27 protein-coding genes are annotated in these 26174 nt (G+C 62.6%); 17 read left to right on the forward strand and 10 right to left on the reverse strand.

Going from position 1 to position 26174, the window contains the following annotated elements; all coding sequences use genetic code 11:
* Nucleotides 1–89: 89 nt before the first annotated feature.
* From ACZ9GA_RS28830 to ACZ9GA_RS28850, 5 genes are all read left to right on the forward strand, one after another.
* Complete coding sequence (locus tag ACZ9GA_RS28830; RefSeq protein WP_457358958.1) at nt 90–830, forward strand: gluconate 2-dehydrogenase subunit 3 family protein; 741 nt, start codon at nt 90–92, stop codon at nt 828–830.
* A gap of 2 nt (nt 831–832) precedes the next feature.
* Nucleotides 833–2617 carry a GMC family oxidoreductase gene (locus ACZ9GA_RS28835; RefSeq protein WP_457358956.1) on the forward strand — a complete coding sequence of 595 codons (1785 nt, stop codon included), beginning with the start codon at nt 833–835 and terminating at the stop codon, nt 2615–2617.
* A 12-nt stretch (nt 2618–2629) separates the two neighbouring features.
* Nucleotides 2630–3931: a c-type cytochrome gene (locus ACZ9GA_RS28840; RefSeq protein WP_457358954.1), complete on the forward strand. Its 1302-nt coding sequence runs from the start codon at nt 2630–2632 to the stop codon at nt 3929–3931.
* A gap of 168 nt (nt 3932–4099) precedes the next feature.
* On the forward strand, nt 4100–5158 hold the full coding sequence (locus ACZ9GA_RS28845) for a PA0069 family radical SAM protein (RefSeq protein WP_457358953.1): 1059 nt from the start codon (nt 4100–4102) through the stop codon (nt 5156–5158).
* Between the two features lie 70 nt (nt 5159–5228).
* Nucleotides 5229–5510, forward strand: coding sequence for a type II toxin-antitoxin system mRNA interferase toxin, RelE/StbE family (locus ACZ9GA_RS28850; RefSeq protein ID WP_457358951.1), 282 nt, complete (start codon nt 5229–5231; stop codon nt 5508–5510).
* Nucleotides 5511–5525: 15 nt separating this feature from the next.
* Here the strand turns inward: ACZ9GA_RS28850 and ACZ9GA_RS28855 are convergent, their stop codons facing one another.
* Nucleotides 5526–5792, reverse strand: coding sequence for a type II toxin-antitoxin system RelB/DinJ family antitoxin (locus tag ACZ9GA_RS28855; RefSeq protein ID WP_457358949.1), 267 nt, complete (start codon nt 5790–5792; stop codon nt 5526–5528).
* A 377-nt stretch (nt 5793–6169) separates the two neighbouring features.
* Here ACZ9GA_RS28855 and ACZ9GA_RS28860 point away from each other — a divergent pair, with 377 nt between their 5' ends.
* Together ACZ9GA_RS28860 and ACZ9GA_RS28865 are read left to right on the forward strand one after the other, a co-directional pair.
* Nucleotides 6170–6889: a carbonic anhydrase gene (locus ACZ9GA_RS28860; protein WP_027980992.1), complete on the forward strand. Its 720-nt coding sequence runs from the start codon at nt 6170–6172 to the stop codon at nt 6887–6889.
* Nucleotides 6890–7091: 202 nt separating this feature from the next.
* Nucleotides 7092–8621: a SulP family inorganic anion transporter gene (locus ACZ9GA_RS28865; protein ID WP_457358947.1), complete on the forward strand. Its 1530-nt coding sequence runs from the start codon at nt 7092–7094 to the stop codon at nt 8619–8621.
* Nucleotides 8622–8733: 112 nt separating this feature from the next.
* Here the strand turns inward: ACZ9GA_RS28865 and ACZ9GA_RS28870 are convergent, their stop codons facing one another.
* Nucleotides 8734–9372, reverse strand: a complete 639-nt coding sequence (locus ACZ9GA_RS28870; protein ID WP_457358946.1) for a hypothetical protein — start codon at nt 9370–9372, stop codon at nt 8734–8736.
* 327 nt (nt 9373–9699) lie between these two features.
* On the opposite strand from ACZ9GA_RS28870, the gene coxB reads away from it, so the two are divergent.
* From coxB to ACZ9GA_RS28890, 4 genes are read left to right on the forward strand one after another with little or no spacing between them, the layout of a single operon-like run.
* Nucleotides 9700–10827: a cytochrome c oxidase subunit II gene (gene coxB / locus ACZ9GA_RS28875; RefSeq protein WP_457358944.1), complete on the forward strand. Its 1128-nt coding sequence runs from the start codon at nt 9700–9702 to the stop codon at nt 10825–10827.
* Nucleotides 10828–10860: 33 nt separating this feature from the next.
* Nucleotides 10861–12453 carry a cytochrome c oxidase subunit I gene (gene ctaD / locus ACZ9GA_RS28880; RefSeq protein WP_457358943.1) on the forward strand — a complete coding sequence of 531 codons (1593 nt, stop codon included), beginning with the start codon at nt 10861–10863 and terminating at the stop codon, nt 12451–12453.
* On the forward strand, nt 12450–12983 hold the full coding sequence (locus ACZ9GA_RS28885) for a cytochrome c oxidase assembly protein (RefSeq protein WP_457358942.1): 534 nt from the start codon (nt 12450–12452) through the stop codon (nt 12981–12983). The genes ctaD and ACZ9GA_RS28885 overlap by 4 nt, the downstream gene beginning before the upstream one ends.
* 50 nt (nt 12984–13033) lie before the next feature.
* Nucleotides 13034–13921: a cytochrome c oxidase subunit 3 gene (locus ACZ9GA_RS28890; RefSeq protein WP_457358940.1), complete on the forward strand. Its 888-nt coding sequence runs from the start codon at nt 13034–13036 to the stop codon at nt 13919–13921.
* A gap of 6 nt (nt 13922–13927) precedes the next feature.
* Here ACZ9GA_RS28890 and ACZ9GA_RS28895 read toward each other — a convergent pair whose 3' ends face one another.
* On the reverse strand, nt 13928–14131 hold the full coding sequence (locus tag ACZ9GA_RS28895) for a twin transmembrane helix small protein (protein WP_457358939.1): 204 nt from the start codon (nt 14129–14131) through the stop codon (nt 13928–13930).
* Nucleotides 14132–14157: 26 nt separating this feature from the next.
* On the opposite strand from ACZ9GA_RS28895, the gene ACZ9GA_RS28900 reads away from it, so the two are divergent.
* Genes ACZ9GA_RS28900 through ACZ9GA_RS28920 form a run of 5 tightly spaced genes read left to right on the forward strand, consistent with a single transcriptional unit; the run spans nt 14158 to nt 18075 of the window.
* Entirely contained in the window at nt 14158–14913 is a 756-nt protein-coding gene (locus tag ACZ9GA_RS28900; protein WP_457358937.1) for an SURF1 family protein, read from the forward strand.
* Nucleotides 14879–15472, forward strand: coding sequence for an Ntn hydrolase family protein (locus tag ACZ9GA_RS28905; protein ID WP_457358935.1), 594 nt, complete (start codon nt 14879–14881; stop codon nt 15470–15472). The genes ACZ9GA_RS28900 and ACZ9GA_RS28905 overlap by 35 nt, the downstream gene beginning before the upstream one ends.
* 9 nt (nt 15473–15481) lie before the next feature.
* A complete protein-coding gene (locus ACZ9GA_RS28910) occupies nt 15482–16531 on the forward strand; it encodes a COX15/CtaA family protein (protein WP_457358933.1) in 1050 nt (349 codons plus the stop codon).
* 18 nt (nt 16532–16549) lie between these two features.
* The gene (cyoE, locus tag ACZ9GA_RS28915; protein WP_457358931.1) at nt 16550–17446 is read left to right on the forward strand and encodes a heme o synthase; all 897 of its coding nucleotides are present in this window, start codon (nt 16550–16552) and stop codon (nt 17444–17446) included.
* Nucleotides 17443–18075, forward strand: a complete 633-nt coding sequence (locus ACZ9GA_RS28920; protein WP_457358929.1) for an SCO family protein — start codon at nt 17443–17445, stop codon at nt 18073–18075. The genes cyoE and ACZ9GA_RS28920 overlap by 4 nt, the downstream gene beginning before the upstream one ends.
* Before the next feature lie 178 nt (nt 18076–18253).
* Here the strand turns inward: ACZ9GA_RS28920 and ACZ9GA_RS28925 are convergent, their stop codons facing one another.
* The 3 genes from ACZ9GA_RS28925 to ACZ9GA_RS28935 all read right to left on the reverse strand — a co-directional run bounded on the left by ACZ9GA_RS28925 (nt 18254) and on the right by ACZ9GA_RS28935 (nt 20772).
* Nucleotides 18254–19027 carry a MetQ/NlpA family ABC transporter substrate-binding protein gene (locus tag ACZ9GA_RS28925; protein ID WP_457358928.1) on the reverse strand — a complete coding sequence of 258 codons (774 nt, stop codon included), beginning with the start codon at nt 19025–19027 and terminating at the stop codon, nt 18254–18256.
* Between the two features lie 66 nt (nt 19028–19093).
* Nucleotides 19094–19765, reverse strand: coding sequence for a methionine ABC transporter permease (locus ACZ9GA_RS28930; protein ID WP_457358926.1), 672 nt, complete (start codon nt 19763–19765; stop codon nt 19094–19096).
* Nucleotides 19765–20772, reverse strand: coding sequence for a methionine ABC transporter ATP-binding protein (locus ACZ9GA_RS28935; RefSeq protein WP_457358924.1), 1008 nt, complete (start codon nt 20770–20772; stop codon nt 19765–19767). The genes ACZ9GA_RS28930 and ACZ9GA_RS28935 overlap by 1 nt, the downstream gene beginning before the upstream one ends.
* Before the next feature lie 267 nt (nt 20773–21039).
* Here ACZ9GA_RS28935 and katE point away from each other — a divergent pair, with 267 nt between their 5' ends.
* Nucleotides 21040–23178: a catalase HPII gene (katE, locus tag ACZ9GA_RS28940; protein ID WP_457358922.1), complete on the forward strand. Its 2139-nt coding sequence runs from the start codon at nt 21040–21042 to the stop codon at nt 23176–23178.
* 98 nt (nt 23179–23276) lie between these two features.
* Here the strand turns inward: katE and ACZ9GA_RS28945 are convergent, their stop codons facing one another.
* The 4 genes from ACZ9GA_RS28945 to zur form a co-directional block, all read right to left on the reverse strand.
* Nucleotides 23277–23987, reverse strand: coding sequence for a PA5502 family lipoprotein (locus tag ACZ9GA_RS28945; protein WP_457358920.1), 711 nt, complete (start codon nt 23985–23987; stop codon nt 23277–23279).
* A gap of 85 nt (nt 23988–24072) precedes the next feature.
* Nucleotides 24073–24855 carry a zinc ABC transporter permease subunit ZnuB gene (gene znuB / locus ACZ9GA_RS28950; protein ID WP_457358918.1) on the reverse strand — a complete coding sequence of 261 codons (783 nt, stop codon included), beginning with the start codon at nt 24853–24855 and terminating at the stop codon, nt 24073–24075.
* Nucleotides 24848–25645 carry a zinc ABC transporter ATP-binding protein ZnuC gene (gene znuC / locus ACZ9GA_RS28955; RefSeq protein ID WP_457358916.1) on the reverse strand — a complete coding sequence of 266 codons (798 nt, stop codon included), beginning with the start codon at nt 25643–25645 and terminating at the stop codon, nt 24848–24850. Before znuC ends, znuB begins: the two co-directional genes overlap by 8 nt.
* Nucleotides 25645–26127 (reverse strand): zinc uptake transcriptional repressor Zur, encoded by a 483-nt coding sequence (gene zur, locus ACZ9GA_RS28960; protein WP_457358914.1) that lies wholly within the window; start codon nt 26125–26127, stop codon nt 25645–25647. The genes znuC and zur overlap by 1 nt, the downstream gene beginning before the upstream one ends.
* Nucleotides 26128–26174: the final 47 nt, after the last annotated feature.

The following is a 26174-nucleotide window of genomic DNA, read 5'->3' on the forward strand; positions in this document are numbered from 1 at the left end:
GCGATGCCCGCCTGTGCAGCTCGATGAGCAACCAAAAAGATAAGCAGCCCCAAGGCTGCGAACAATCCGCGATCGGATGAGGATCACCCATGTATGAACAAGACCACGACAACCCGCGGCGCGATTTCCTGCGCAAAACACTGACCCTGATACCCGTCGTCACCGTGGCCAGCACTGGCCTGGGCATGGGTGTGGGCGAGCTGATGGCAGCGCCGGAAAAGCCGGCCGCGCCGGCGCCTGTCAAGCCAGCGCAGGACTATCAGCCCACCTACTTCACCGCCGAAGAGTGGGCGTTCGTCAACGCCGCCGTGGCGCGGCTGATCCCGGCTGATGACCTGGGCCCGGGTGCGCTGGAGGCCGGTGCGCCGGAATTCATCGACCGGCAGATGAACACCGCCTACGCCAGCGGGGCGTTGTGGTTCATGCAGGGGCCGTTCGTGGCCGATGCGCCGCCGGAAATGGGCTACCAGCTCAAACTGGTGCCCCGGGAAATCTACCGTCTGGGCATCGCCGCCACCGACGCTTGGTGCCAGAAGCAGGCCGGCAAGGTGTTTGCCCAACTGGACACCGCCGCCCAGGAAAGCGTGCTGACCAAGCTTGAGTCGGGCGAGATCCAGTTCGATGACGTGCCGTCCAAGTCCTTCTTCGCACTGCTGATTCAGAACACCAAGGAAGGCTTTTTCAGCGACCCGGTGCACGGCGGCAACAAGGGCATGGTCGGCTGGACCCTGGTGGGCTTCCCCGGCGCACGCGCTGATTTCATGGATTGGGTGGAACGCAACGAGGCCTATCCCTTCCCGGCAGTATCCATTCGCGGCGAGAGGGCTTGAGCATGGCGACCGTATTGAAAAAAGTCGACGCGGTAATCGTCGGCTTCGGCTGGACCGGCGCCATCATGGCCAAGGAACTCACCGAGGCAGGCTTGCACGTGGTAGCGCTGGAGCGCGGGCCGATGCAGGACACCTACCCGGACGGCAACTATCCGCAGGTCATCGATGAATTGACCTACAGCGTGCGTAAAAAACTCTTCCAGGATATTTCCAAAGAGACCGTCACCATCCGTCACAGCGTCAATGACGTGGCCTTGCCCAACCGCCAGCTGGGCGCGTTCCTGCCGGGCAAAGGCGTGGGCGGCGCGGGCCTGCACTGGTCGGGCGTGCACTTTCGTGTCGACCCGATCGAGTTGCGCATGCGCAGCCACTACGAAGAGCGCTACGGCAAGAAATTCATCCCCGAAGACATGACCATTCAGGACTTCGGCGTGACCTACGAAGAACTGGAGCCGTTCTTCGACTTCTCGGAAAAAGTTTTCGGCACCTCGGGCACCGCCTGGTCGGTCAAGGGCCAAGTCGTTGGCCAGGGCAAAGGCGGCAACGCCTACGCACCGGATCGCTCCAACCCCTTCCCGCTCGAAGCGCAGAAGAACGGCGTCTCGGCGATGCTGTTCCACAAGGCCGCCACCGAGTCGGGCTACAAGCCCTACAACCTGCCGTCTGCCAATACCTCGGGGCCGTACACCAACCCCTATGGTGCGCAGATGGGGCCGTGCAACTTCTGCGGGTTCTGCAGCGGCTACGTCTGCTACATGTACTCCAAGGCTTCGCCGAACGTGAACATCCTGCCGGCCCTGCGCCAGGAGCCCAAGTTCGAGCTGCGCACCAATGCCCATGTGCTGAAGGTCAACCTCACCGATGACAAGAAGCTGGCCACCGGTGTCAGCTACATCGACGCCCAAGGCCGTGAAGTGGAGCAGCCTGCGGACCTGGTGATCCTCGGTGCTTTCCAGTTCAACAACGTACGCCTGATGCTGTTGTCGGGCATCGGCAAGCCGTACGACCCGGTCAGCGGTGAAGGCGTGGTGGGCAAGAACTTCGCTTACCAGAACATGGCCACGGTCAAAGCCTTCTTCGACAAAGACACCCACACCAACAACTTCATCGGTGCCGGCGGCAATGGCGTGGCCATCGATGACTTCAACGCCGATAACTTTGACCATGGCCCGCACGGCTTCGTCGGGGGTTCGCCGTTCTGGGTCAACCAGGCCGGCAGCCGCCCTATCGCCGGCACTTCCAACCCGCCCGGCACCCCGGCCTGGGGCAGCGCGTGGAAAAAGACTACGGCTGAGTACTACACCCACCAGGTGTCGATGGACGCCCACGGTGCGCATCAGTCCTACCGTGGCAACTACCTCGACCTGGACCCTACCTACAAGGACGCGTTCGGCATGCCGCTGCTGCGCATGACCTTCAACTGGCAGGAAAACGACATCAAGATGAACATGTTCATGGCGGACAAGCTGAGCAAGATCGCCAAGGCCATGAACCCCAAGTCCATCGCTATCCTGGGCAAGAAAGTGGGTGAAAAATTCAACACTGCCGCCTACCAGACCACCCACCTCAACGGCGGCGCGATCATGGGCACCGACCCCAAGACCAGCGCCATCAACCGTTACCTGCAGAGCTGGGACGTGCACAACGTGTTCGTGCCGGGTGCTTCCGCGTTCCCACAAGGCCTGGGCTACAACCCTACCGGCCTGGTTGCCGCGCTGACCTACTGGTCGGCCCGCGCCATTCGCGAGCAGTACCTGAAAAACCCCGGCCCGCTGGTGCAGGCTTAAGGAGCGATGACCATGAAAAACCTGTTTATCGCATCCCTGGCCCTGGCCAGCCTGCCCGTATGGGCAGCCGAACCGTCGTTTGACCCAGCGCTGGTGCAGAAAGGCGAGTACCTGGCCCGTGCTGGCGACTGCGTCGCCTGCCACACCGCCAAGGGCGGCAAGCCGTTCGCCGGTGGCCTGCCGATGGAAACGCCGATCGGCACCATCTATTCCACCAACATCACCCCGGACAAGACCGGTATCGGCGAATATTCGTACGAAGACTTCGACCAGGCTGTCCGTCACGGCGTCGGCAAAAGCGGTAGTACCTTGTACCCGGCCATGCCGTACCCGTCCTACGCGCGCGTCAGCGATGAAGATATGCACGCGCTGTATGCCTACTTCATGAAGGGCGTGCAGCCGGTGCCTCAGGAGAACAAGGACGTCGATATCCCCTGGCCGCTGAGCATGCGCTGGCCGCTGGCTATCTGGCGCGGCATGTTCGCGCCCAAGGTCGAGCCGTTCACAGCCGCTGGCAACGATGAGTCCATCAACCGTGGCGCCTACCTGGTCGAGGGCCTGGGCCACTGTGGCGCCTGCCACACCCCGCGTGCCATCACCATGCAGGAAAAGGCCCTGAACCCGGCTGACGGCAAGGAATTCCTGGCAGGTTCCGCGCCGCTGGAAGGCTGGATCGCCAAGAACCTGCGCGGTGATCACAAGGACGGCCTGGGCAGCTGGAGCGAAGAAGAGCTGGCCGCCTTCCTGAAAACCGGCCGCAGCGACCGCACCGCTGTGTTCGGTGGCATGAGCGACGTGGTCGAGCACAGCATGCAGTACATGAGCGACGCCGACCTGACCGCCATTGCCCGGTACCTGAAGTCCTTGCCGGCGGTGAATCCCGACGACAAGCCGCAGGTCTACGACAAGGCCGTCGCCGATGCGCTGTGGAAAGGCGACGACAGCAAGCCGGGTGCCTCGGTGTACATCGACAACTGCGCCGCCTGCCACCGTACTGACGGCAAGGGCTACACCCGCGTGTTCCCGGCCCTGGCCGGCAACCCGGTGTTGCAGACTGAAGACGCGACCTCGCTGATCCATATCGTGCTCAAGGGCGGCACCCTGGTGGCCACCAAGACCGCGCCGTCGAACTTCACGATGCCGTCCTACGCCTGGCGCCTGTCGGACCAGGAAGTGGCTGACGTGGTGAACTTCATCCGCACCAGTTGGGGCAACAACGGGTCGCAGGTATCGGCCAAGGACGTGAAAGCGTTGCGCACCGATGACCTGAAAACCACCTCAGGCGATGACCTGGGCCAAGTGACCTCCAAGTAAAATCCCCTGTAGCCGCTGCCGCAGGCTGCGCTGGCCCTCATTGACACTGGAGATCTCCAGCGAAGGTGAGGGCCAGCGCAGCCTGCGGCAGCGGCTACAGGACGGTCGGCGCTATCCAAACGGTTGCGGCCTGTGTACTGTATATAAATACAGCACAGAGGCCCACCCATGTCCACGCCCCTGCCCCCACGAGGCCGCGGCACTGCCGCCAACCCGCACAACCGCTTCGCCGCCCACCGCTCGGTGGCCGAAGACGATGGCTGGTACCAGGAAGTCCCGGTCACGCAGGGCACCGAAGTGCGCATCGAGACGGCCAAGAGCATCATCACTCGCAACACCTCCCCCGACCTGCCCTTCGACCGCACCATCAACCCTTACCGCGGTTGCGAGCATGGTTGCATCTACTGCTACGCCCGCCCCAGCCACGCCTACTGGGACATGTCCCCCGGCCTGGATTTCGAAACCAAGCTGATCGCCAAGACCAACGCCGCCGCCCTGCTGGAACAGCAACTGTCCAAGCGTGGCTATAAGGTGGCGCCTATCAACCTGGGCTCCAATACCGACCCCTACCAGCCCATCGAGCGTGAACACAAGCTGACCCGCGCCGTGCTGGAAGTGCTGTTGCGCTACCGCCATCCGGTCACCATCGTCACCAAGGGCTCACTGATATTGCGCGACCTGGACCTGCTGACCGAGCTGGCGCAGCTCAATCTGGTGTCGGTGATGATCAGCCTCACCACCCTGGACGACGAACTCAAACGCACCCTGGAGCCGCGCGCCGCGGCCCCCAAGGCGCGGCTGCGTGCCATCCGGGTGATGCGCGAGGCCGGCATCCCCGTGGGCGTGCTGTGCTCACCGATGATCCCCATGATCAACGACATGGAGCTGGAAAGCCTGCTGCGCGAAGCCAAGGCGGCGGGGGCGCTGACGGCCAACTACATGCTGCTGCGCTTGCCGCTGGAAGTGGCCCCGTTGTTCGAGGAGTGGCTGCAGCAGCATTACCCGCAACGGGCCGACCATGTGCTGAGCCTGATCCGCCAGAGCCGTGGCGGTGAGCTGTATGACAGCCGCTTTGGCGCGCGCTTTCGCGGCGAGGGCGTGTTTGCCGATTTGCTGGAGCAGCGGTTCAAGGCCGGTATCAAGCGTTACGGGCTGAGCCGGCGCGAAGGCTATTCGCTGGACTGCACCGCCTTTTGCCCGCCTGGGGGGCAGATGTCGTTGCTGTGATGTTGTTACCAGGGATGACCACTGGGTATCACTTTCTAGCTTAGGTCTTTACGCTCGGACGTTTTTCGACGTGGGCTCGACCTTGCTCAAAATCTTGATAACCCCGCAGTTCCTCGAGGATTTCAAACGGCATAGTGCTGGGCGTGATGCCACATTTTTCAAAGAGGCGGTGAAGCTCCTTGAACAGCAACTGCCCCTGCCGTTGAAGGCATGCGACTGTCCCTTGGTGAACGCGCCTGGCCGCTGGAACTGTCGAGTGGGGTTCGACTGGTGGGTGATCTACCGCTGTGACATCCATCTGGGCACGATCACGCTAGAGCAGACAGGCGGCTTTTACGACCTGTTCGAATGACCAGAGCTTTAGATCTCAAACGCCGAGATCCTTGAACAAGGCCTCTGCACTCTCATATTCGACGGTTATCGGGTTGGCGTCCTGTTCCTCCATCACCTTGTGAGCACGTGCATTGAGTGACGGGGCTTTAACCTGGAAGGGCAGCTCTCTTGTTTGGGCAACCTGGACCAACATCATTCGAATGGCTTGCGAAATCGTCATGCCCATTTCCTCAAGCGCAGCCGTGGCACTGGCCTTGAGTTCGCTGTCGATGCGGGTCCTTACAACTTCAGTATGCGCCATGAGTGGCTCCTTGTGAGCATATTGTAGCTACAATGAGCTTACGCTGCCTCGATGACGCTGTATACCTTTGAAGGTCTACAAACCGCCGTCCGCTTTGCGACCAGCAAAGGCCATTGCGGGTGGATCCGAGCCGGTTTCAGGGCTTCTGGCAGTTAAGATCATGTTTTTTTGCCATCACTTCGTAGCTTCCTGAAACACTTCAAACCCCCGTCCCAGAGCCTTCTATTCAGCTTGAATTAAGATTTCATCTCTACCTTGAATCCCACGTGACCGATTAGTCACTAAGCTGCATAAATCGCCCTGCATAGTTTCTTCTTGTAGGGCGTTTTACCCCGTAAAATGGGAAAAATCCTTTAACCGACTCACGAGGACGAATCATGACCGACAAGGACTCTTCCCTGAACGAGCCGGCCGTCGAGGCTGAAAGCGCGGAAGCTGCACTGAAGACGATCGTTGATGGCTTTCTGCATTTTCACCACGAAGTGTTTCCGCAGCAGGAAGAACTGTTCAAGAAACTGGCCACTGCCCAGACCCCACGGGCGATGTTCATCACCTGCGCTGACTCGCGGATCGTGCCCGAGCTGATCACCCACAGCTCGCCTGGCGACCTGTTCGTGACCCGTAACGTGGGCAACGTGGTGCCGCCGTACGGCCAGATGAACGGTGGTGTTTCCACCGCCATCGAATACGCCGTCATGGCGTTGGGCGTGCATCACATCATCGTCTGCGGGCACTCGGACTGCGGCGCCATGCGCGCTGTGCTCAACCCGCACACGCTGGAAAAGATGCCCACGGTAAAGGCCTGGCTGCGTCACGCCGAAGTGGCCAAGACCGTGGTGCACGACAACTGCAACTGCGCCACCGAAGCCGAAAGCATGAAGGTGCTGACCGAGGAGAACGTCATCGCCCAACTGCAGCATCTGCGTACCCACCCGTCGGTGGCCTCGCGCATGGCCAGCGGCCAGTTGTTCATTCACGGTTGGGTCTACAGCATCGAGACCAGCGAAATCAAAGCCTACGACGCTGAGCGCGACTGCTTCGTCCCTCTGGACGGCACCCTGCCGACCCCGAGTGCAACGCCCAAAGGGCGCTTCTAACGCTCGGACCTTGCGATAAACGAGGCCTGGAGGGCGGCGTACTGTGGTACGCCGCCTGCCCCGTTGCCGTTATCGAAAACCCTGTTATTGCCAGCCGGCCCGTAGGCCCGGTTGCGGGCAGTCGCATGCCTGAAAAACCTGACAGGGTTTTCGAGATCGGCCATGGATGTGGCTTGCAGCACTACTTTTCAGGAGAAACGTCATGAACATGGCACAGTTAAAGGCGGTATTGCCGCGAGAGTTATTGGCTTCGGTGGTGGTGTTCCTGGTGGCGCTGCCACTGTGCATGGGCATCGCCATCGCGTCCGGCATGCCGCCGGCGAAGGGGTTGATCACCGGGATCATCGGTGGCGTGGTGGTGGGCTTTTTGGCGGGCTCGCCGTTGCAGGTCAGCGGGCCGGCTGCGGGGCTTGCGGTATTGGTGTTCGAGCTGGTGCGTCAGCACGGCATGGCCATGTTGGGCCCGATCCTGTTGCTGGCAGGCTTTCTGCAATTGCTCGCAGGCCGCTTCAAACTGGGTTGCTGGTTCCGCGTCACCGCGCCGGCCGTGGTTTACGGGATGCTGGCGGGTATCGGCGTGTTGATTGTGCTGTCGCAGTTGCACGTGATGCTCGATCGCACCCCACTGCCATCGGGCATGCACAACCTGATCGGCTTCCCCGGCGCGGTGGCCGAGGCCCTGCCGGTGATGGGCGCTGGTATTGGCTGGCAGGCCGGGCTGCTGGGGCTGGGTACCATCGCGATCATGTATGCGTGGGAGAAACTGCGGCCCCAGCGGCTGCGTTTTGTGCCGGGCGCGCTGCTGGGTGTCGGCGTGGCCACCGCCGTCAGCCTGGCCATGGGCATGGCGGTCAAGCGCGTGGAAGTACCGGCCAACCTGGCTGAGGCCATCGATTGGCTGCGCCCTGCGGATCTGCTCAACCTGGCCGATCCCACCTTGCTGATTGCCGCTTTCGCCGTAGCGTTTATCGCCAGCGCCGAAACACTGCTCTCGGCTGCGGCGGTGGATCGCATGCACAGCGGCGTACGCTCTGACTTCGACCGCGAACTGTCGGCGCAGGGTGTAGGCAATATGCTGTGTGGGGTGCTGGGCGCACTGCCGATGACCGGCGTGATCGTACGCAGCTCGGCCAACGTGCAGGCCGGTGCGCAAACACGCATGTCCGCGATATTGCATGGGGTTTGGTTGCTGGGCTTCGTGGTGGTGCTGTCCAGTGTGCTGCAAAGCATTCCGGTGGCCAGCCTGGCGGGCGTGCTGGTGTATACCGGCTTCAAGCTGGTGGACCTCAAGGCGCTGCGCAGCCTGGGACGTTATGGGCGCATGCCGATGTTCATCTACGGTGCCACGGCCCTGGCCATTATCTTCACCGACCTGCTGACCGGTGTGTTGCTGGGCTTTGCCCTGACCCTGCTGATGCTGGCGCTGAAAGCGGCGCGCTTGAAGATCAACCTGGTGGAGCGTGATGACAAGGAACTGGAATTGCGCCTGACCGGGGCGGCCACGTTCCTCAAGGTGCCGGCGCTGACTCAGGTGCTGGATACCATTCCGGCGGGCAGCATCGTCCATGTGCCGCTGGGTAACCTGCGTTACATCGATCACTCTTGCCTGGAACTGCTGGAGGACTGGGGGCGGGCGAACCGTGCCAGTGGTTCGCGGCTGATCATTGAAAGCCGCGGGTTGAAGCGCAGGATTGAGGGGCAGATGCGTACCAGCGCTGGTGTGAACGCCTAAAGTCATCGCCACGTGATCGGTCGCCACATCGGCGTCGTCTGTATCGCGGCCAAGGCCGGCTCCTACCACGGATAGTGTAGGAGCCGGCCTTGGCCGCGATGGCGTCAGCAGATCAATTCAAATCCAGCGCCAGCCCAAACTGGCGCGACAGGCAGGGCCACTGGCTCCAGGCTTTGCCGGTTTCTTCAGCCGACAGCTTGTCGCGGAACTGCTCCACCGATTCCAGCGCGAAGCTTTCCTCGTTGAGCATGTGGTCCACCGAATGGTGCACCACCTCATCCAGCTGGTTGGCAAACGCCTCGCCGATCAGTTGATGGGCGATCAGGTTGGCCACCGTGGTATCCAGCGGAATCAGCGGCTGTTGGAAGTGCTTGATGTACAGGTCGTTGACCTCTTCCACCAACCGGTGGGCCAGGTAGGCCTCATCCAGCAGACAATCCAGCCCTTCATGGCCGTTCAATTCTTTTGGCGGCTGAATGAAGTACTGTTCGGCGATTTTAAGCACCGGCTTGATCTGCGACTCGATCCCGGCTTTCACCGCGACATCGTTTGCGGCGTCAAGCATGTCTGGGACCTGATCGATGTATGCAGCCACGAAGCGGGTCAGCACGCCCTTGCGATCCGCCTCCGGCAGTTGGATGACGGGGTGCAGATGAGGCAGCTGTTTTTCCAGTTGCTGGGTCAATTGGCCGGTCTCGGCCTCGTGTTGATGGGCACGTTGGATCTGCTCGCGCAATGCGGCGGTGTTCATGAAGACTCCAGGGCGGGGCTATTTCAAACGGAAGACCTAGGGTAGCTGGGTTCTGACGCCGCCTAAGACGCATTTGTCATAATTAATTAACCTTTATATGGAACGGCTATAACGCTGCGTTGTCGCGCCCTTGAAAATTTTCATTTCCCGCCTTTCGTTGCAGCACTAAAGGCGCTGTCTATACTCGCCTTAGTACCGCGTTGCCTGATGCCCGACTGCAAGCGCAGCAAGGCCCCGGCCGTTGAAGATCGCCGTCTTGACCGCCGCTCCCTTAGCCGTGGGCTTGTAAAGCCTGGGGTAGAACAAGAACGATAAGGGGAACCCGCGATGATGCGACATCCACAAGTCTGGATGGGCCTAGCGCTGTGGCCGATATTCACGCCTGCCCACGCTGCCTGGACCACCAACATGGCGCCGGGGGTGACCTACATCAGCAATCAGGTCTTCGACCTGCACATGACCATCTTCTGGATCTGCGTGGTCATCGGCATCGTGGTGTTCGGCGTGATGTTCTGGTCGATGGTCATCCATCGCCGCTCCACCGGCCAGGTCGCCGCCCACTTCCACGAAAGCACCAAGGTGGAAATCCTCTGGACCGTGCTACCGCTGGTCATCCTCGTGGTGATGGCTATCCCTGCCACCCGCACCCTGATCCGCATGTACGACACCAGCGAGCCCGACCTGGACATCCAGGTCACCGGTTATCAGTGGAAGTGGCACTACAAATACCTGGGCCAGGACGTGGAGTTCTTCAGCAACCTGGCCACGCCCCAGGAGCAGATCCACAACCAGGCGCCCAAGGACGAGCACTACCTGCTCGAAGTGGACAACCCGCTGGTGGTGCCGGTGGGCCGCAAGATCCGCTTCCTGGTCACCGGTGCCGACGTGATCCACTCCTGGTGGGTACCGGCTTTCGCGGTCAAGCGTGACGCCATCCCCGGCTTCATCAACGAAGCCTGGACCCGCATCGACAAGCCCGGCATCTACCGCGGTCAGTGCAGCGAGCTGTGCGGCAAGGACCACGGCTTCATGCCTATCGTGGTGGAGGCCAAGACCCAGGCCGATTTCGACACCTGGATGGGCGAACGCAAGGCCGAGGCGGCCAAGCTCAAGGAACTGACCAGCAAGGAATGGACCCTGCAGGAACTGGTGGACCGTGGCGACAAGGTTTACCACACCACCTGCGTAGCCTGTCACCAGGCCGAAGGCCAGGGCCTGCCACCGCTGTTCCCTGCACTCAAGGGCTCGCCAATTGCCACCGGCCCTGCCGACGCGCACCTGCACCGGGTGTACTTCGGCAAGGCGGGCACCGCCATGGCCGCCTTCGGCAAGCAACTGTCGGAAGTGGATATCGCCGCCGTGGTGACCTATGAGCGCAACGCCTGGGGCAACAACAAAGGTGACATGGTCACGCCCAAGGATGTGCTGGCGTTGAAACAGGCCCAAGCCAAATAACCCGGGCAAGCGTGCTTGCCGAGGAAGACACAGATGAGTGCAGTGATCGACGATCATGGCCATGCCGGGGCCGACCACGCCCATGGCCCGGCCAAGGGCCTGATGCGCTGGGTGCTGACCACCAACCACAAGGACATCGGCACGCTGTACCTGTGGTTCAGCTTCTGCATGTTCCTGCTGGGTGGCTCGTTCGCCATGGTCATCCGTGCCGAACTGTTCCAGCCCGGGCTGCAGATCGTGGAGCCAGCGTTCTTCAACCAGATGACCACCATGCATGGCCTGGTGATGGTGTTTGGCGCGGTGATGCCGGCCTTCGTCGGCCTGGCCAACTGGATGATCCCGCTGATGGTGGGCGCGCCGGACATGGCCCTGCCGCGCATGAACAACTTCAGTTTCTGGCTGCTGCCCGCCGCTTTCCTGCTGCTGGTCTCGACCCTGTTCACCCCGGGCGGTGGCCCCAACTTCGGCTGGACCTTCTACGCACCGCTGTCCACCACCTACGCCCCGGCCAGCGTCACCTTCTTTATCTTCGCCATCCACCTGATGGGCATCAGCTCGATCATGGGCGCCATCAATATCATTGCCACCATCCTCAACCTGCGCGCGCCCGGCATGACCCTGATGAAAATGCCGCTGTTCGTGTGGACCTGGCTGATCACCGCCTTCCTGCTGATTGCCGTGATGCCGGTGCTGGCCGGTTGCGTGACCATGATGCTGATGGACATCCACTTCGGCACCAGCTTCTTCAACGCTGCCGGTGGTGGCGACCCGGTATTGTTCCAGCATGTGTTCTGGTTCTTCGGGCACCCCGAGGTGTACATCATGATCCTGCCGGCGTTCGGCGCGGTCAGTTCGATCATCCCGGCGTTTTCGCGCAAGCCGTTGTTCGGCTACACCTCCATGGTCTACGCCACGGCCAGCATCGCGTTTTTATCGTTCCTGGTGTGGGCGCACCATATGTTCGTGGTGGGCATACCGCTGGTCGGCGAGCTGTTCTTCATGTACGCCACCATGCTGATCGCCGTGCCCACCGGGGTGAAGGTGTTCAACTGGGTGAGCACCATGTGGCAGGGCTCGCTGACCTTCGAGACGCCGATGCTGTTTGCGGTGGCGTTTGTGATCCTGTTCACCATCGGCGGTTTCTCCGGGCTGATGCTGGCCATTGCCCCGGCCGACTTCCAGTACCAGGACACCTACTTCGTGGTGGCGCACTTCCACTACGTGCTGGTGCCGGGGGCGATCTTCGGGATTTTTGCCTCGGCGTATTACTGGCTGCCCAAGTGGACCGGCCACATGTATGACGAAACCCTGGGCAAGCTGCACTTCTGGCTGTCTTTCATCGGCATGAACATGGCGTTCTTCCCCATGCACTTCGTCGGCTTGGCCGGCATGCCGCGGCGGGTGCCGGACTACAACCTGCAGTTCGCCAACTTCAACATGGTCTCGTCCATTGGCGCCTTCACCTTTGGTGCCACACAGATCTTTTTCCTGTTCATTGTCATCAAGACCATTCGCGGCGGCCCCCCTGCCCCGGCCAAGCCGTGGGACGGGGCCGAAGGCCTGGAGTGGACGGTGCCTTCACCCGCGCCGTATCACACCTTCACCACACCGCCGGAGGTGGAATGAACACCCGACGACTGGTGACGCGCCTGTTGCTGGTGGTGGCGCTGATGTTTGCCTTCGGCTTCGCGTTGGTGCCGCTGTACGACGTGATGTGCAAGGCGTTCGGCATCAACGGCAAGACGGCCGGTCAGTACGAAGGCAACCAGGTGGTGGATACGACGCGTGAAGTGCGTGTGCAATTTTTGCCCACCAACAACGCCGACATGGTCTGGGACTTCTATTCCACGGCGCCCGAGGTCACGGTGCACCCAGGGGCGGTCACGCAGATGATGTTTGTGGCACGCAACCCCACTGACCGGCCCATGAGCGCCCAGGCCGTGCCCAGCATCGCGCCCGCCGAGGCGGCGGCCTATTTCCACAAGACCGAGTGCTTCTGTTTTACCCAGCAGGTGCTGGACCCCGGCGAGCGCATCGAAATGCCGGTGCGCTTCATCGTCGACCGCGACCTGCCCAAGGACATCAAGCACCTGACCCTGGCCTACACGCTTTTCGATATCACCGCGCGACACCCGCCGGTCAAGACCGGCAGCTAGCCGCGGGATTTTTCCGCAACAACGGTGCCGCAACAACGGAGAACAACACGATGGCGACCCACCAGCACTACTACGTTCCGGCGCAAAGCAAGTGGCCGATCATTGCCACCGTGGGGCTGTTCGTCACGGTGTTCGGCCTGGGCACCTGGTTCAATGATCTGAAGGCGGCGCACGCCCATTCCCACGGGCCACTGATCTTTTTCGTCGGTGCGTTGATCGTCGCCTACATGATGTTCGGCTGGTTCGGCACGGTCATCAGGGAAAGCCGCGCGGGGCTATACAGCCCGCAACTGGACCGCTCATTCCGCTGGGGCATGTCGTGGTTCATCTTTTCCGAGGTGATGTTCTTCGTTGCCTTCTTTGGTGCGCTGTTCTACGTGCGCACCATTGCAGGCCCCGCCTTGGGCGGTGAAGGTAGCAAGGGTGTCGCCCATATGCTGTGGCCCAATTTCCAGTTCGCCTGGCCGCTGTTGCACACCCCGGACCCGGCGCAGTTCCCGCCGCCCAAGGGGGTGATCGACCCCTGGCACCTACCGCTGATCAACACCGTGCTGCTGGTCAGCTCCAGCGTCACCGTGACCATCGCCCACCATGCGCTGAAGCGCGGGCATCGCGGCCCGCTGAAGCTGTGGCTGGCGGCAACCATTGCGCTAGGGGTGGCCTTCCTGTTCCTGCAGGCTCATGAATACGTCGAGGCTTATCAGGAGCTGGGGCTGACCCTGGGGTCGGGCATCTATGGCGCCACCTTCTTCATGCTTACCGGCTTCCACGGTGCTCACGTGACCATGGGCACGCTGATCCTCACGGTGATGCTGATCCGCATCCTGCGCGGGCATTTCGATGCCGATCACCAGTTCGGGTTCGAGGCGGCCAGTTGGTACTGGCACTTTGTGGACGTGGTGTGGGTGGGGCTGTTTGTTTTCGTGTACGTGCTGTAGGCAAGGTTACCAGGGGGCGTGGGACGTCAGCTGGCCGCTGAAGAATCCCCAGGCCACCAGACCGATGGTCAGGGCCGCCAGGATAACGCGCACGGTCAGCGCCTTGACCAGGCGGTTGGAGTGGCCATCGTCCTTGACCAGGAAGAACAGACCGCTGAACAGGCTGGCCACCGTCGCCAGCAACATCAGCACGATCGCGGCTTTGAGCATGGCGGACTCCAAAAGGGGGGCAAGCGATGTATTCAAGTATAGCGAGGCGCTTTCGCCCCGGGCTGCTGCCCACCCTGGTGGTGCTGGCATTGCTGCCTGCGTTGATCAGCCTGGGGTTCTGGCAGTTGGGGCGGGCTGAGGAAAAACGTGAGTTGCTGGCGTTGGACGCTCAGCATCGTGTGGCCGAACCGGTCACCAGCACGCAATTGCAAACACTGGAAGCCCCTGCGTTTAGGCGAGTGATGCTTAGCGGTCAGTTCGACGCTGATCACAGCCTTATTCTCGATAATCGCCAGCGTGATGGGCGGGTCGGCATCGAGCTGCTGCAGCCATTTCGTGATCAGGCCAGCGGTCTTTGGGTGCTGGTGAATCGCGGGTGGATGCCCTGGCAGGACCGTCGTACCCCGCCTCGTTTCGATACGCCGGCGCAGGTGCTGAAAGTGGAGGCGTGGATCTATGTCCCGCCCGGCGCAACCTACCAGTTGAGCGCCGACCCTGCCAATCAGCAGTGGCCGCGCCTGGTGACAGCACTGGATCCGGGCAAGCTGTGGGCCGAGCTGGGCCGTGAAGGTTACGCCCATGAGCTGCGGCTTACGTCTGGGCCTGCGGCCTATCAACTGGGGTGGCCGGTAGTAAGCCTAGGGCCCGAACAGCACATCGGCTATGCCGTGCAGTGGTTTGCCATGTCCCTGACGCTGGCGGGGCTCTACGTCTACCTTGGCTTCAATAATAAGAAGGAGAAGCGCCATGGGAGCAGCCATGAATCCACCCGGCCTGTCTGAGGTGAAGGCACCGGCCACCCGACGCAAGGGGCGATTGCAACTGTTGCTGATCGTGCTGGTGACGGTCGGGCCGATGGTGCTGGCCACCTTCATGTACAAGCTCAACTTCTGGGTGCCGGAGGGGCGCAGCTATCACGGCGAACTGATCGCCAACGGCCAGACCCGTGCCGAGCTGGGCGTGCAGGCCGATGAGCAGCGCTGGCAGATGCTGGTCACCAGCCCGGGTAAATGCACCGCCGACTGCCAGCAACTGGTGTACCTGGCGCGGCAGATCCAGATCGGCCTGGGCCGCGATGCATCGCGCGCCAGCCACGCGCTGGCCAGCGCTGGCCCGCAAAGCGTCGAATATGAAGCGCGCCTGAGCCATGAATATCCGCAATTGCAGCGTTACCCCCTGGCCTTGGACAAGTACGCGCCTATGGTCGAAGGCAAGCCCGGACCGCACCTGTGGATCATCGATCCGCACGGCAACCTGGTGCTGCGCTACGGCCCGCAGGTCAACGGCAAGGACCTGCTCAACGACCTGCGCCAACTGTTGAAACTGTCCAATATCGGGTAGGAGTCGACCATGGCCAAACCTGGATTTCGCCTCGCGTTGCTGGCCACGGTGCTGGCGCTGATCGTGATCATGCTCGGTGCCTACACCCGCCTTACCCATGCCGGCTTGGGCTGCCCGGATTGGCCGGGTTGCTACGGCTTCCTCGCGGTGCCGACCTCGGATGCGCAACTGGCCCATGCCCAGGCGCATTTCCCCGAACATCCGGTGCAAGCCGAAAAGGGCTGGAGCGAGATGATCCACCGTTACTGTGCGGGCAGCCTGGCATTGCTGGTGGGCTTGCTGGCCGTCCAGGCCTGGCGTCGACATGGTCAGGATGGACAGCCCCATCGATTGCCGCTGGGCTTGCTGGGCGTGGTGGTGGCGCAGGCGGCCTTTGGCATGTGGACCGTGACGCTCAAGCTGTGGCCCCAGGTAGTTACGTCGCATCTGCTGGGCGGTTTTGCGACCCTCAGCCTGCTGCTTTTGCTTACCCTGCGGTTATCGGGGGCGTTCAAGCCGTTACCTGGCCTGTCGCCTCGCCTGCGCCGTTGGGCACTGCTGGCCTTGAGCCTGGCCATTGGGCAGATCGCGCTGGGTGGCTGGGTCAGCTCCAACTACGCGGCCATGGCCTGCACGGACTTCCCGCTGTGCCAAGGCCAGTGGTTGCCGGATGCCGACTTTGCCAACGGCTTCCACCTGACCCAGCACATTGGCCCCAACTACCTGGGCGGGCATCTGGACAGCGAGGCCCGCACGGCGATTCATCTGACCCACCGCGCCGGCGCCTGCGTGTTGAGCCTGGTGTTGCTCGGGCTGGCCTGGCGACTGCGCAGCGAAGGCCTGGGCCGCCTTGGTGCGGCGCTGCTGGCGGCCTTGGGGTTGCAGCTGGCACTGGGCATCAGCAACGTGGTGTTGCACTTGCCCCTGGCGGTAGCAGTGGCCCATAACGCAGGCGGGGCCATACTGTTGATGACAGTCATCGCGGTGAACTACCGCGTGCGCGCAGTGCCGGTACCCCGGGCCATTGCGCAGCGCCGCCCTTGGCGCCCCCACCTGCCGGTGCTCTGGTCAGGTAAATGACAACTGAGGAGAAACCCGATGAGTACGGCAACGGGCGACCATGCCCAGGCCGGTTGGCGAGATTACCTGGAACTGACCAAGCCCAAGGTCGTGGTGCTGATGCTGATGACCTCGCTGGTGGGGATGTTCCTGGCAACCCGCAGTGGCGTGCCCTGGGCGGTACTGGTGTTCGGCAACCTGGGCATTGCCCTGTGCGCGGGCGGTGCGGCGGTGATCAACCATGTGGTGGACCGGCGCATCGACGCACTGATGGCCCGCACCCACAAGCGCCCGGTGGCCGAAGGCCGGGTAGGCCCCACGGCGGCGCTGGGCTTTGCGGCGCTTCTGGCAGTCGGCGGCATGGTCCTGTTGCTGGTATTCACCAATCCCCTGTGCGCCTGGCTGACACTGGCGTCGTTGCTGGGCTATGCCGTCATCTACACCGGTTTTCTCAAGCGGGCCACGCCGCAGAACATTGTCATCGGCGGCCTGGCTGGCGCGGCACCGCCCATGCTCGGCTGGGTAGCCGTCACCGGGCACATGAGCGCCGAACCGTTGCTGCTGGTACTGATCATCTTCGCCTGGACGCCACCGCACTTCTGGGCATTGGCCATTCACCGACGTGACGAATATGCCCGCGCCGAGATTCCCATGCTGCCCGTCACTCACGGCGTGTACTACACCAAAGTGCACATCCTGCTGTACACCGCCCTGATGCTGGTTGCCACCCTGCTGCCGTACGTGATCCGCATGAGCGGCCTGCTCTACCTGATCTGCGCCCTGGGCCTGGGCGCGCGCTTCCTGCAATGGGCGGTGGTGCTGTACCGTGGCAGTAATCCGCATGCGGCAATGAGCCTGTTCAAGTACTCCATCTGGTACCTGCTGGCGCTGTTCGTTGCCCTGCTCGTCGATCATTACCTGTTGCTGAGCCTATGACCCGAGTCCAGAAAACCGTCTTCATCCTTGCCGCCATTGTCGCCATCATCCTGGGCCTCACCGTGCACCGGGTGCTGCAGGACAACCACGAGGGGGCCAACACCGGCTTCATCGACGCCGGCATCATCCTGCTGCCCGAACACCGCAGCGTTCCCTCGGTGACCATGACCGACGAGAACGGCCAGCCGGTGGCCCTGGATGATCTGAAAGGCAAATGGAGCGTGCTGTTCTTCGGCTACACCTTCTGCCCGGACATCTGCCCCACCACCCTGGCGCAGCTGCGGCAAGTGAAGAGCGAGCTGCCAGCGGACGCGGCGGCGCGGTTGCAGGTCATTCTGGTCAGCGTCGACCCCAAGCGTGATACGCCCCAACAGTTGAAGCAGTACCTGGGCTATTTCGACAAGGATTTCCGGGGTTTCACTGGCGATGAGGACGGCCTGCAGAAGCTGGCCAATGGGCTGAGCATCCCCTACATCCCGGCTGACACCAGCAAACCCAACTACACCGTGGAACACAGCGGCAACCTGGCGTTGCTGGGGCCGGATGGTACGCAGCGTGGTTTCATACGCGCGCCGCTGAACGGGCCGAAGCTGGCTGCGCAGCTGCCAGCGTTGGTGCAACGCAACTAGGATCTACGCACGTGATTCCAGGGTGCAGCACCGGGCCAGCGCAGCCTGGCGGCAGCGGCTACGGGTTGTGTGTGGTAGGTGGGAACGCTGTAGCCGCTGCCGAAGGCTGCGCTGGCCAGCATGTACGCCCACGATGGCACGTGGGGCGTAGGACCAGAGCAGCCTAGCGGCGAGTCAATCAGAACGCCGGAATGATCGCGCCCTTGTACTTGTCCTGGATGAAGGTCTTCACCTCAGGGCTGTGCAGCGCCGCGGCCAGCTTCTGCATGGCAGGCGAGTCTTTGTTGTCCGGGCGCGCAACCAGGATGTTCACGTAAGGCGAGTCGTTGCCTTCGATGGCCAGGGCATCCTTGGACGGGTCCAGTTTGGCTTCCAGTGCATAGTTGGTGTTGATCAGCGCCAGGTCGACCTGGGTCAGCACGCGCGGCAGGGTGGCGGCTTCCAGTTCGCGGATTTTCAGGTCTTTGCTGTTCTCGACGATGTCCTTGGGCGTGGACAGGATGTCGGTCGGATTCTTCAGTTTGATCAGGCCGACTTTCTGCAGCAGCAACAGCGCACGGCCGCCGTTGGTGGCGTCGTTGGGGATGACTACGTTGGCGCCGCCCGGCAGGTCGGTCAGGCTCTTCCATTTGCTGGAGTAAGCGCCCAGCGGCTCCAGGTGCACGCCGGTGACGGCAACCAGGTTAGTGCCTTTGCCCTTGTTGAACTCATCCAGGTACGGCTGGTGCTGGAAGAAGTTGGCGTCCAGGCGCTTCTCGGCGACCTGCACGTTGGGCTGGATGTAGTCGGTGAACACCTTCACGTTCAGGTCCACGCCTTCCTTGGCCAGTTGCGGCTTCACGAATTCGAGGATTTCGGCGTGGGGCACGGCGGTGGCGGCCACGGTCAGGGTGTCGTTGGCATGGGCCGACAGGGCGGCAACAGCGGCAAAGGCCGCCAGCAGTTTTTTCATGTTCAGCTCCTTGCGAAGGCCTTGGGCCCTCGGCGCCGCGGCATGGCCGCGGCACATCATTAGGGGTTACTTGCGGGAGAAGTGCACAACCAGCTTGTCGCCGATGGTTTGCAGCACTTGCACCAGCACCACCAGAATCACCACGGTGACAATCATCACGTCGGTCTGGAAACGCTGGTAACCAAAGCGAATCGCCAGGTCACCCAGGCCGCCGGCGCCAACCACACCGGCCATGGCCGTGTAGGAAACCAGTGTAATCGCTGTCACGGTTGTTGCCGCGATGATGCCCGGCAAAGCCTCCGGCAGCAGTGCGTTGACGATGATCTGGCGCGGCGTGGCGCCCATCGACTGGGTGGCTTCGATAATGCCGCGGTCGACCTCACGCAGGGCAGTTTCCACCAGGCGCGCGAAGAACGGCGTGGTGCCGATCACCAGCGGCGGAATGGCACCGGCCACGCCCAGCGAGGTGCCGGTGATCAGCACGGTGACCGGAATCAGCACGATCAGCAGGATGATGAACGGCAGCGAACGCAGCACGTTCACGCACAGGGCCAGCAGCGCGTAGATGCCCTTGTTCTCGAACAACTGACGCGGGCCGCAGATAAACAGCAGCACGCCCAGCGGCAGGCCCAGCAGCACGGTGAAGAACAGCGAGGCGCCGAGCATGATCATGGTGTCGTTGCTGGCTTCGAGAATCTCGGACCAGTCGACGTTGGCGAAGTAATTGAGGAAATCCATCAGCGCAGCACCTCCATATGAACGTCTGCAGAGGTGAAGCGGGCAAAGGCGGCGTCCATGTCGCCACCGGTGATGGCCAGGGTCAACTGCCCGTAAGGCGTGTCTTTGATGCGGTCGATGCGGCCGGCCAGGATGCTGTAGTCCACGCCGGTTTCACGGGCGACGGTGCCCAGCAGCGGCGCGTAGGTGGAATCGCCCTGGAAGGTCAGGCGCACGATACGGCCGGGCACATGGGCGAAAATATCGCTTTGCTCAGCTTCGTCGACCTGCTCGTCTTCCTGCACGAAACGCTTGGTGGTGGGGTGCTGCGGGTGCAGGAACACCTTGGCCACCGGGCCTTGCTCGACGATCACGCCGGCGTCCATCACGGCCACTTGGTCGCACACGCGGCGGATCACGTCCATCTCGTGGGTGATCAGCACGATGGTCAGCTTCAGCTCACGGTTGATCTCGGCCAGCAGTTGCAGCACCGACGCCGTGGTCTGCGGGTCGAGGGCGCTGGTGGCCTCGTCGCACAGCAGTACCTTGGGGTTGGTGGACAGGGCGCGGGCAATGCCGACGCGCTGCTTCTGGCCGCCGGACAGCTGGGCCGGGTACTTCCTGGCGTGGTCGGACAGGCCGACACGCTCCAGCAGCGCGGCAACGCGGGCGTTGATCTCGCTGGCCGATAGCTCGCCAGCCAGGCGCAACGGCAGCGCGACGTTGTCGGCCACGGTCTTGGACGCCAGCAGGTTGAAGTGCTGGAAGATCATCCCGACCTGTTGGCGGAAGCGGCGCAGGCTGTTGGCGTCGAAGGCGGTGACGTCTTCACCGTCAACGATGATGGTGCCGCCGCTGGGCGCTTCCAGGCGGTTGATCAGGCGCAGCAGGGTACTTTTGCCAGCACCCGAGTGGCCGATCAGGCCGAAGACCTGGCCGTTCTCGACGGTCAGGTTGGTGGGGTGCAGCGCGGGGATGTCCCTACCGTTGACGCGGTAGGTTTTATGCACATTTTGAAACTCGATCACGTAGCGAACCTTGTGGGGCGCATGGAATGGGGGACAGCGGTTAGCCGGTCGCGCATTTTAGCCTGTCCGTTTAGAGAGACTTAGCATTTATTTCGTAAACATCCTTTCATTCGGCAATAAGGCGATCGAAGGTCTCGAAAAATAAACGGAACGGGGCCCAACACGGCCAGTCACTACTAGGCATACCCATGATCCCTGACCGTGACAGGGGTTTAGCCCATGCAGACCATCCGCAACGGATGGCCGCAGATGAGGAGTCTAGGACAGATGAAAAAGAACACGCCCAGTTCCGGCCAAAGCCAGGCCGCCGGTACCGACGCACCGGACCGCGCCAACACCAATCCCAAACTCGACAGCCTCGAAACCTTCCGTGCCGACGCCACCGGGCAGGCCCTGCGCACCAACCAGGGCGTGAAGATCAGCGACAACCAGAACACCCTGAAGGCCGGCGCCCGCGGCCCATCGCTGCTGGAAGACTTCATCATGCGCGAGAAAATCACGCATTTTGACCATGAGCGGATTCCGGAGCGCATCGTGCATGCCCGCGGCACAGGCGCCCATGGCTACTTCCAGACCTACAAGGCGCATTCCGACCTGACCAAGGCCGGTTTCCTGCAGGACCCGGCGAAAGTCACTCCGGTCTTCGTGCGTTTCTCCACGGTGCAGGGGCCGCGTGGCTCGGGCGATACCGTGCGCGACGTACGCGGCTTTGCCGTCAAGTTCTACACCGATGAGGGCAACTTCGACCTGGTTGGCAACAACATGCCGGTGTTCTTCATCCAGGACGCGATCAAGTTTCCCGATTTCGTCCACGCCGTGAAACCCGAGCCGCACAACGAGATCCCCACCGGTGGCTCGGCGCATGACACCTTCTGGGACTTCGTCTCGCTGGTGCCCGAGTCGGCGCACATGGTGATCTGGGCCATGTCCGATCGTGCCATCCCGAAAAGCCTGCGCACCATGCAAGGCTTCGGTATTCACACCTTCCGGCTGATCAATGCCGAGGGCAAATCCAGCTTCGTCAAATTCCACTGGAAGCCCAAGGCCGGCGTCTGCTCGCTGGTGTGGGACGAGGCGCAGAAACTGGCGGGCAAGGACACCGATTACCATCGACGCGACCTGTGGGAAGCCATCGAGATGGGTGACTACCCCGAGTGGGAGTTCGGCGTACAGATCGTGCCGGAAGAAGACGAGCACAAGTTCGACTTCGACCTGCTGGACCCCACCAAGATCATCCCCGAGGAGCTGGTGCCGGTTACGCCGCTGGGCAAAATGGTGCTCAACCGCAACCCTGACAACTTCTTCGCCGAGACCGAGCAGGTTGCGTTCTGCCCTGGGCATATCGTCCCGGGTATCGACTTCTCCAATGACCCGCTGCTTCAGGGGCGGTTGTTTTCCTACACCGACACCCAGATCAGCCGTCTGGGCGGGCCGAACTTCCACGAAATCCCGATCAACCGCCCGCTGGCCGCCAACCACAATGGCCAGCGCGACGCGCAGCACCGGGTGACCATCGACAAGGGCCGGGCCTCTTACGAGCCCAACTCCATTGATGGTGGCTGGCCGAAGGAAACCCCCGCCGCCGCGCAGGATGGCGGCTTCGTGTCGTACCCCGAGCGGATCGACGCGCACAAGATCCGTCAGCGCAGCGAGTCGTTTGCCGACCACTTCTCCCAGGCGCGGCTGTTCTTCCACAGCCTCAGCAAGCCCGAGCAGGAGCACGTGATTGCTGCCTACAGCTTCGAGTTGGGCAAGGTCGAGCGTGAGTACATCCGTGCCCGTGAGGTGAACGAGATCCTCGCCAACATCGACTTGGACCTGGCTGGCCGCGTGGCGGCGAACCTCGGCCTGCCAGCGCCCAAGGCCGGTACCGTGCAGGTACCCGAGCCTTCGCTCAAGACCTCCCCGGCGTTGAGCCAGTTGAACTTGCTGTCGGGGGATATCAAGGGTCGCAAGGTGGCGATCCTGGTGGCCGACGGTGTCGATGGCGGACAAGTGGCTGCCATCAAGACCGCCCTGGAGGGCGAAGGTGCACACGCCAAGGTGCTGGGGCCTACGTCAGCGCCGGTGAAGACGGCCGATGGCCAGGCGCTGCCCGTGGATGCATCGGCCGAGGGCTTGCCTTCGGTGGCGTTCGATGCGGTATGGGTGCCGGGAGGCAAGGCGTCGGTGCAGGCGTTGAGTGGTGACGGGGTGGCGTTGCACTTCGTGCTTGAGGCCTACAAGCATTTGAAGGCCATTGGCGTGAGCACCGAGGCGAAGTCGCTGATTGACGGGCTGAAGCTGGAAGAAGATGCGGGGTTGCTGGTGGGGGATGATGCCAAGGCGCACAAGGCCTTCATTGCTGCCATCGCCAAGCACCGCGTGTGGGATCGCGAGCCCAAGGCCAAGGCCGTCCCGGCATAACCTGTAGCCGCTGCCGCCAGGCTGCGCTGGCCCTGATGGTCACTGGTGATTTTCAGTGAAGCACAGGGCCAGCGCAGCCTGACGGCAGCGGCTACGGTTTATTTGCGGGGTGTCAGCACCATCTGCGCAGGCTGGTTGCGCACAACCTTGTGGCCCAATTCCCACTGCAACTGCGGCGCCAGCTTGTCCACACGCTTCTTGATCAGCGTCTGCAACCACGGCCAGTCCTGGGTTCGCGGCACCACCACCAACACATCGCAGTGGTAATTCACCACGTCCGCAGCGATATCATCCAGCTGACGCTGCAAGGCGCGGCTTTCAGTAATGTTCAAGGCAACCGGCGTGCTCTGGGCCGTAGGGTCGATGACTTTGGCCACAGGCTTGGCTTCGGCTGCCTGCAAGGCGGCTTCGGCCTGGTCCAGCTCGGCCTTGCGTGCCTGGCGGATCGGGCCATTGGCGCCGCCGGTCAGGGCCGGGGCCTTGGGCATCAGCGCGCGGGCGCGGGCCAGGGCGGTGGCGGCTGCGTTGACGTCACCCTTCTGCAGCACGATCTGGCTGCGCTGCAGGTAGGCTTCGGCCAGCTGGCGCTGGTAGGGCTCCAGGCGTGGGTCATCCGGGCTCTGCTTTTGCAAGGCGCCCAGTTGATCCTCGGCGGTGGCCAGCTCGCCACCATCGATATTTTTCTGCAATTGCAGATACACGTCAGGCACCGGCGCGGGCGCGGCGGGCTGCGGCACATGGCTCTGGCAAGCGCCCAAAACGAGCGAAAATGCGGCAAGGAGCAGATAACGGGAGGCGAACGGCTTCATTCCTGCGACTCTCTATTTGCGCAAAAAGCGAGCAAGTCTACACCCTGCCCGGCGACACGAAAACCTGTGGGATCCATCAATACCATCAACGGCGCGGCAGTGCGAAGCCCAATAGGAACAGTGTAGCGGCGCAGACGACGATGGACGGACCGGCCGGCGTGTCCTTGAACCACGACATGGCCAGGCCGCCGCACACGGCGATGACGCCAAGGATACTCGCGCCCAGGGCCATCTGTTCCGGTGATCGGGCGTGACGTTGCGCCGCAGCGGCGGGGATGATCAGCAGCGAAGTGATCAGCAGCACGCCGACGATTTTCATCGCCACGGCAATCACGATAGCAATCAACAGCATCAGCGTCATGCGCAATGCGGCCACGGGCAGGCCTTCGACCCGCGCCAGTTCCTCATGCACCGTGACCGCCAGCAGCGGGCGCCACAGGGCCAGGACCAGGGCCATGACCGCCGCGCTGCCACCCAGGATCCAGCCCAGGTCGGACGGGCTGATGGCCAGCAAGTCGCCGAACAGATAGCTCATCAGGTCGATGCGCACGTCATGCATGAAGCTCAGCACCACCAGGCCCAGGGACAGCGTGCTGGGCGCCAGGATGCCCAGCAGCGTGTCCGAGGCCAGTGGCTGGCGCTGCTGCAGGGTGACCAGCAGGATAGCCAGCAACAGGCAGCCGACGGTCACCGCCAGCGCGGGGCTGACGTCCAGCACAAAGCCCAGTGCCACGCCCAGCAAGGCTGCGTGGGACAGGGTGTCGCCGAAATAGGCCATGCGCCGCCATACCACAAAGGACCCCAAAGGGCCGGCGACAACCGCCAGGGACAGGCCAGCCAGCAAGGCGTAAAGCAGAAAATCAGCCATGCTTGCAGCCGTCTCCGTGTACATGGGGGGTGAGAATACTGGAATGCTTGCCATCGCCTGCCACGACTTCACCGTGCAGGTCGTGGGCATGGTCGTGGTGGTGGTGATACACCGCCAGGCTAGGCGCGTGGTCGCCGAACAGCTCGACGAACGCCGGGTCGCCGCTGACCTGTTCCGGGTGGCCGGAGCAGCACACGTGGCGGTTCAGGCACACCACCTGATCGGTCGTGCTCATCACCAGGTGCAGGTCGTGGGACACCATCAGCACGCCGCAGCCATGGCGGTCGCGCAGGCGGGTGATCAGGCTGTACAGCTCGGCCTGGCCGGCCACGTCGACGCCCTGCACGGGTTCGTCGAGCACCAGCAATTCAGGTTCGCGCAACAGGGCGCGTGCCAGCAGCACGCGCTGCATCTCGCCGCCGGAAATGTTCTGCACCGGGCTGTCGATAACCTGCTCGGCGCCGACTTCGGCCAGTGCTGCCAAGGCGCGCTTGCGGTCAACGCCAGGCACCAGGCGCAGGAAGCGGAACACCGACAGCGGCAAGGTCGGGTCTACGTGCAGCTTCTGCGGCATGTAACCGATGCGCAGCTTGGGCTTGCGCCACACCAGGCCGCTGTCGGGCTTGAGCAGGCCGAGCACGGCGCGCACCAGGGTGGTCTTGCCGGCGCCATTGGGGCCGATCAGGGTGACGATCTCGCCGCTGCGCACGCTGAGCTGGATGTTGTCCAGCACGGGCTGCCCGGCGAAGGTGACCGCCACCTGTTCCAGGCGGATCAGTGCGTCGCTCATCAGGCGGCCTGGCAGGCCGAGCACAGGCCGACCACTTCCACGGTCTGGCCTTCCACCTTGAAGCCCACGTCGGCGGCGCTGTTGACGATGGCCTGGCTGATGGCCGGTTGTTCCAGCTCCAGCGCCACGTGGCATTCGCGGCAGATCAGGAACTGGCCCTGGTGTGCGTGCTCGGGGTGGTTGCAGCCGATGAAGGCGTTGAGCGAGGCGATGCGGTGCACCAGACCGTTTTCCAGCAGGAAATCCAGCGCGCGGTAAACGGTAGGCGGCGCGGCACGGCGGCCATCCTGCTCGCTCAGCACCGCAAGGATATCGTAGGCGCCCAGCGGCTTGTGGCTTTGCCATACCAGCTCCAGCACCCGCCGGCGCAGGGCAGTCAGGCGCAGGCCCATGCGTGCGCACAGGGCATCGGCTTCCGACAGGGCGCTGTGCACGCAGTGGGAGTGGTCGTGGGGACGGTTGGCCAGCGGGGTATTGGGCATGAGCGGCGACGATATCAGCAAGAGACGTTATTATATTACCCGTTCTC

The sequence above is a fragment of the Pseudomonas sp. TE3644 genome (genome assembly GCF_056278815.1).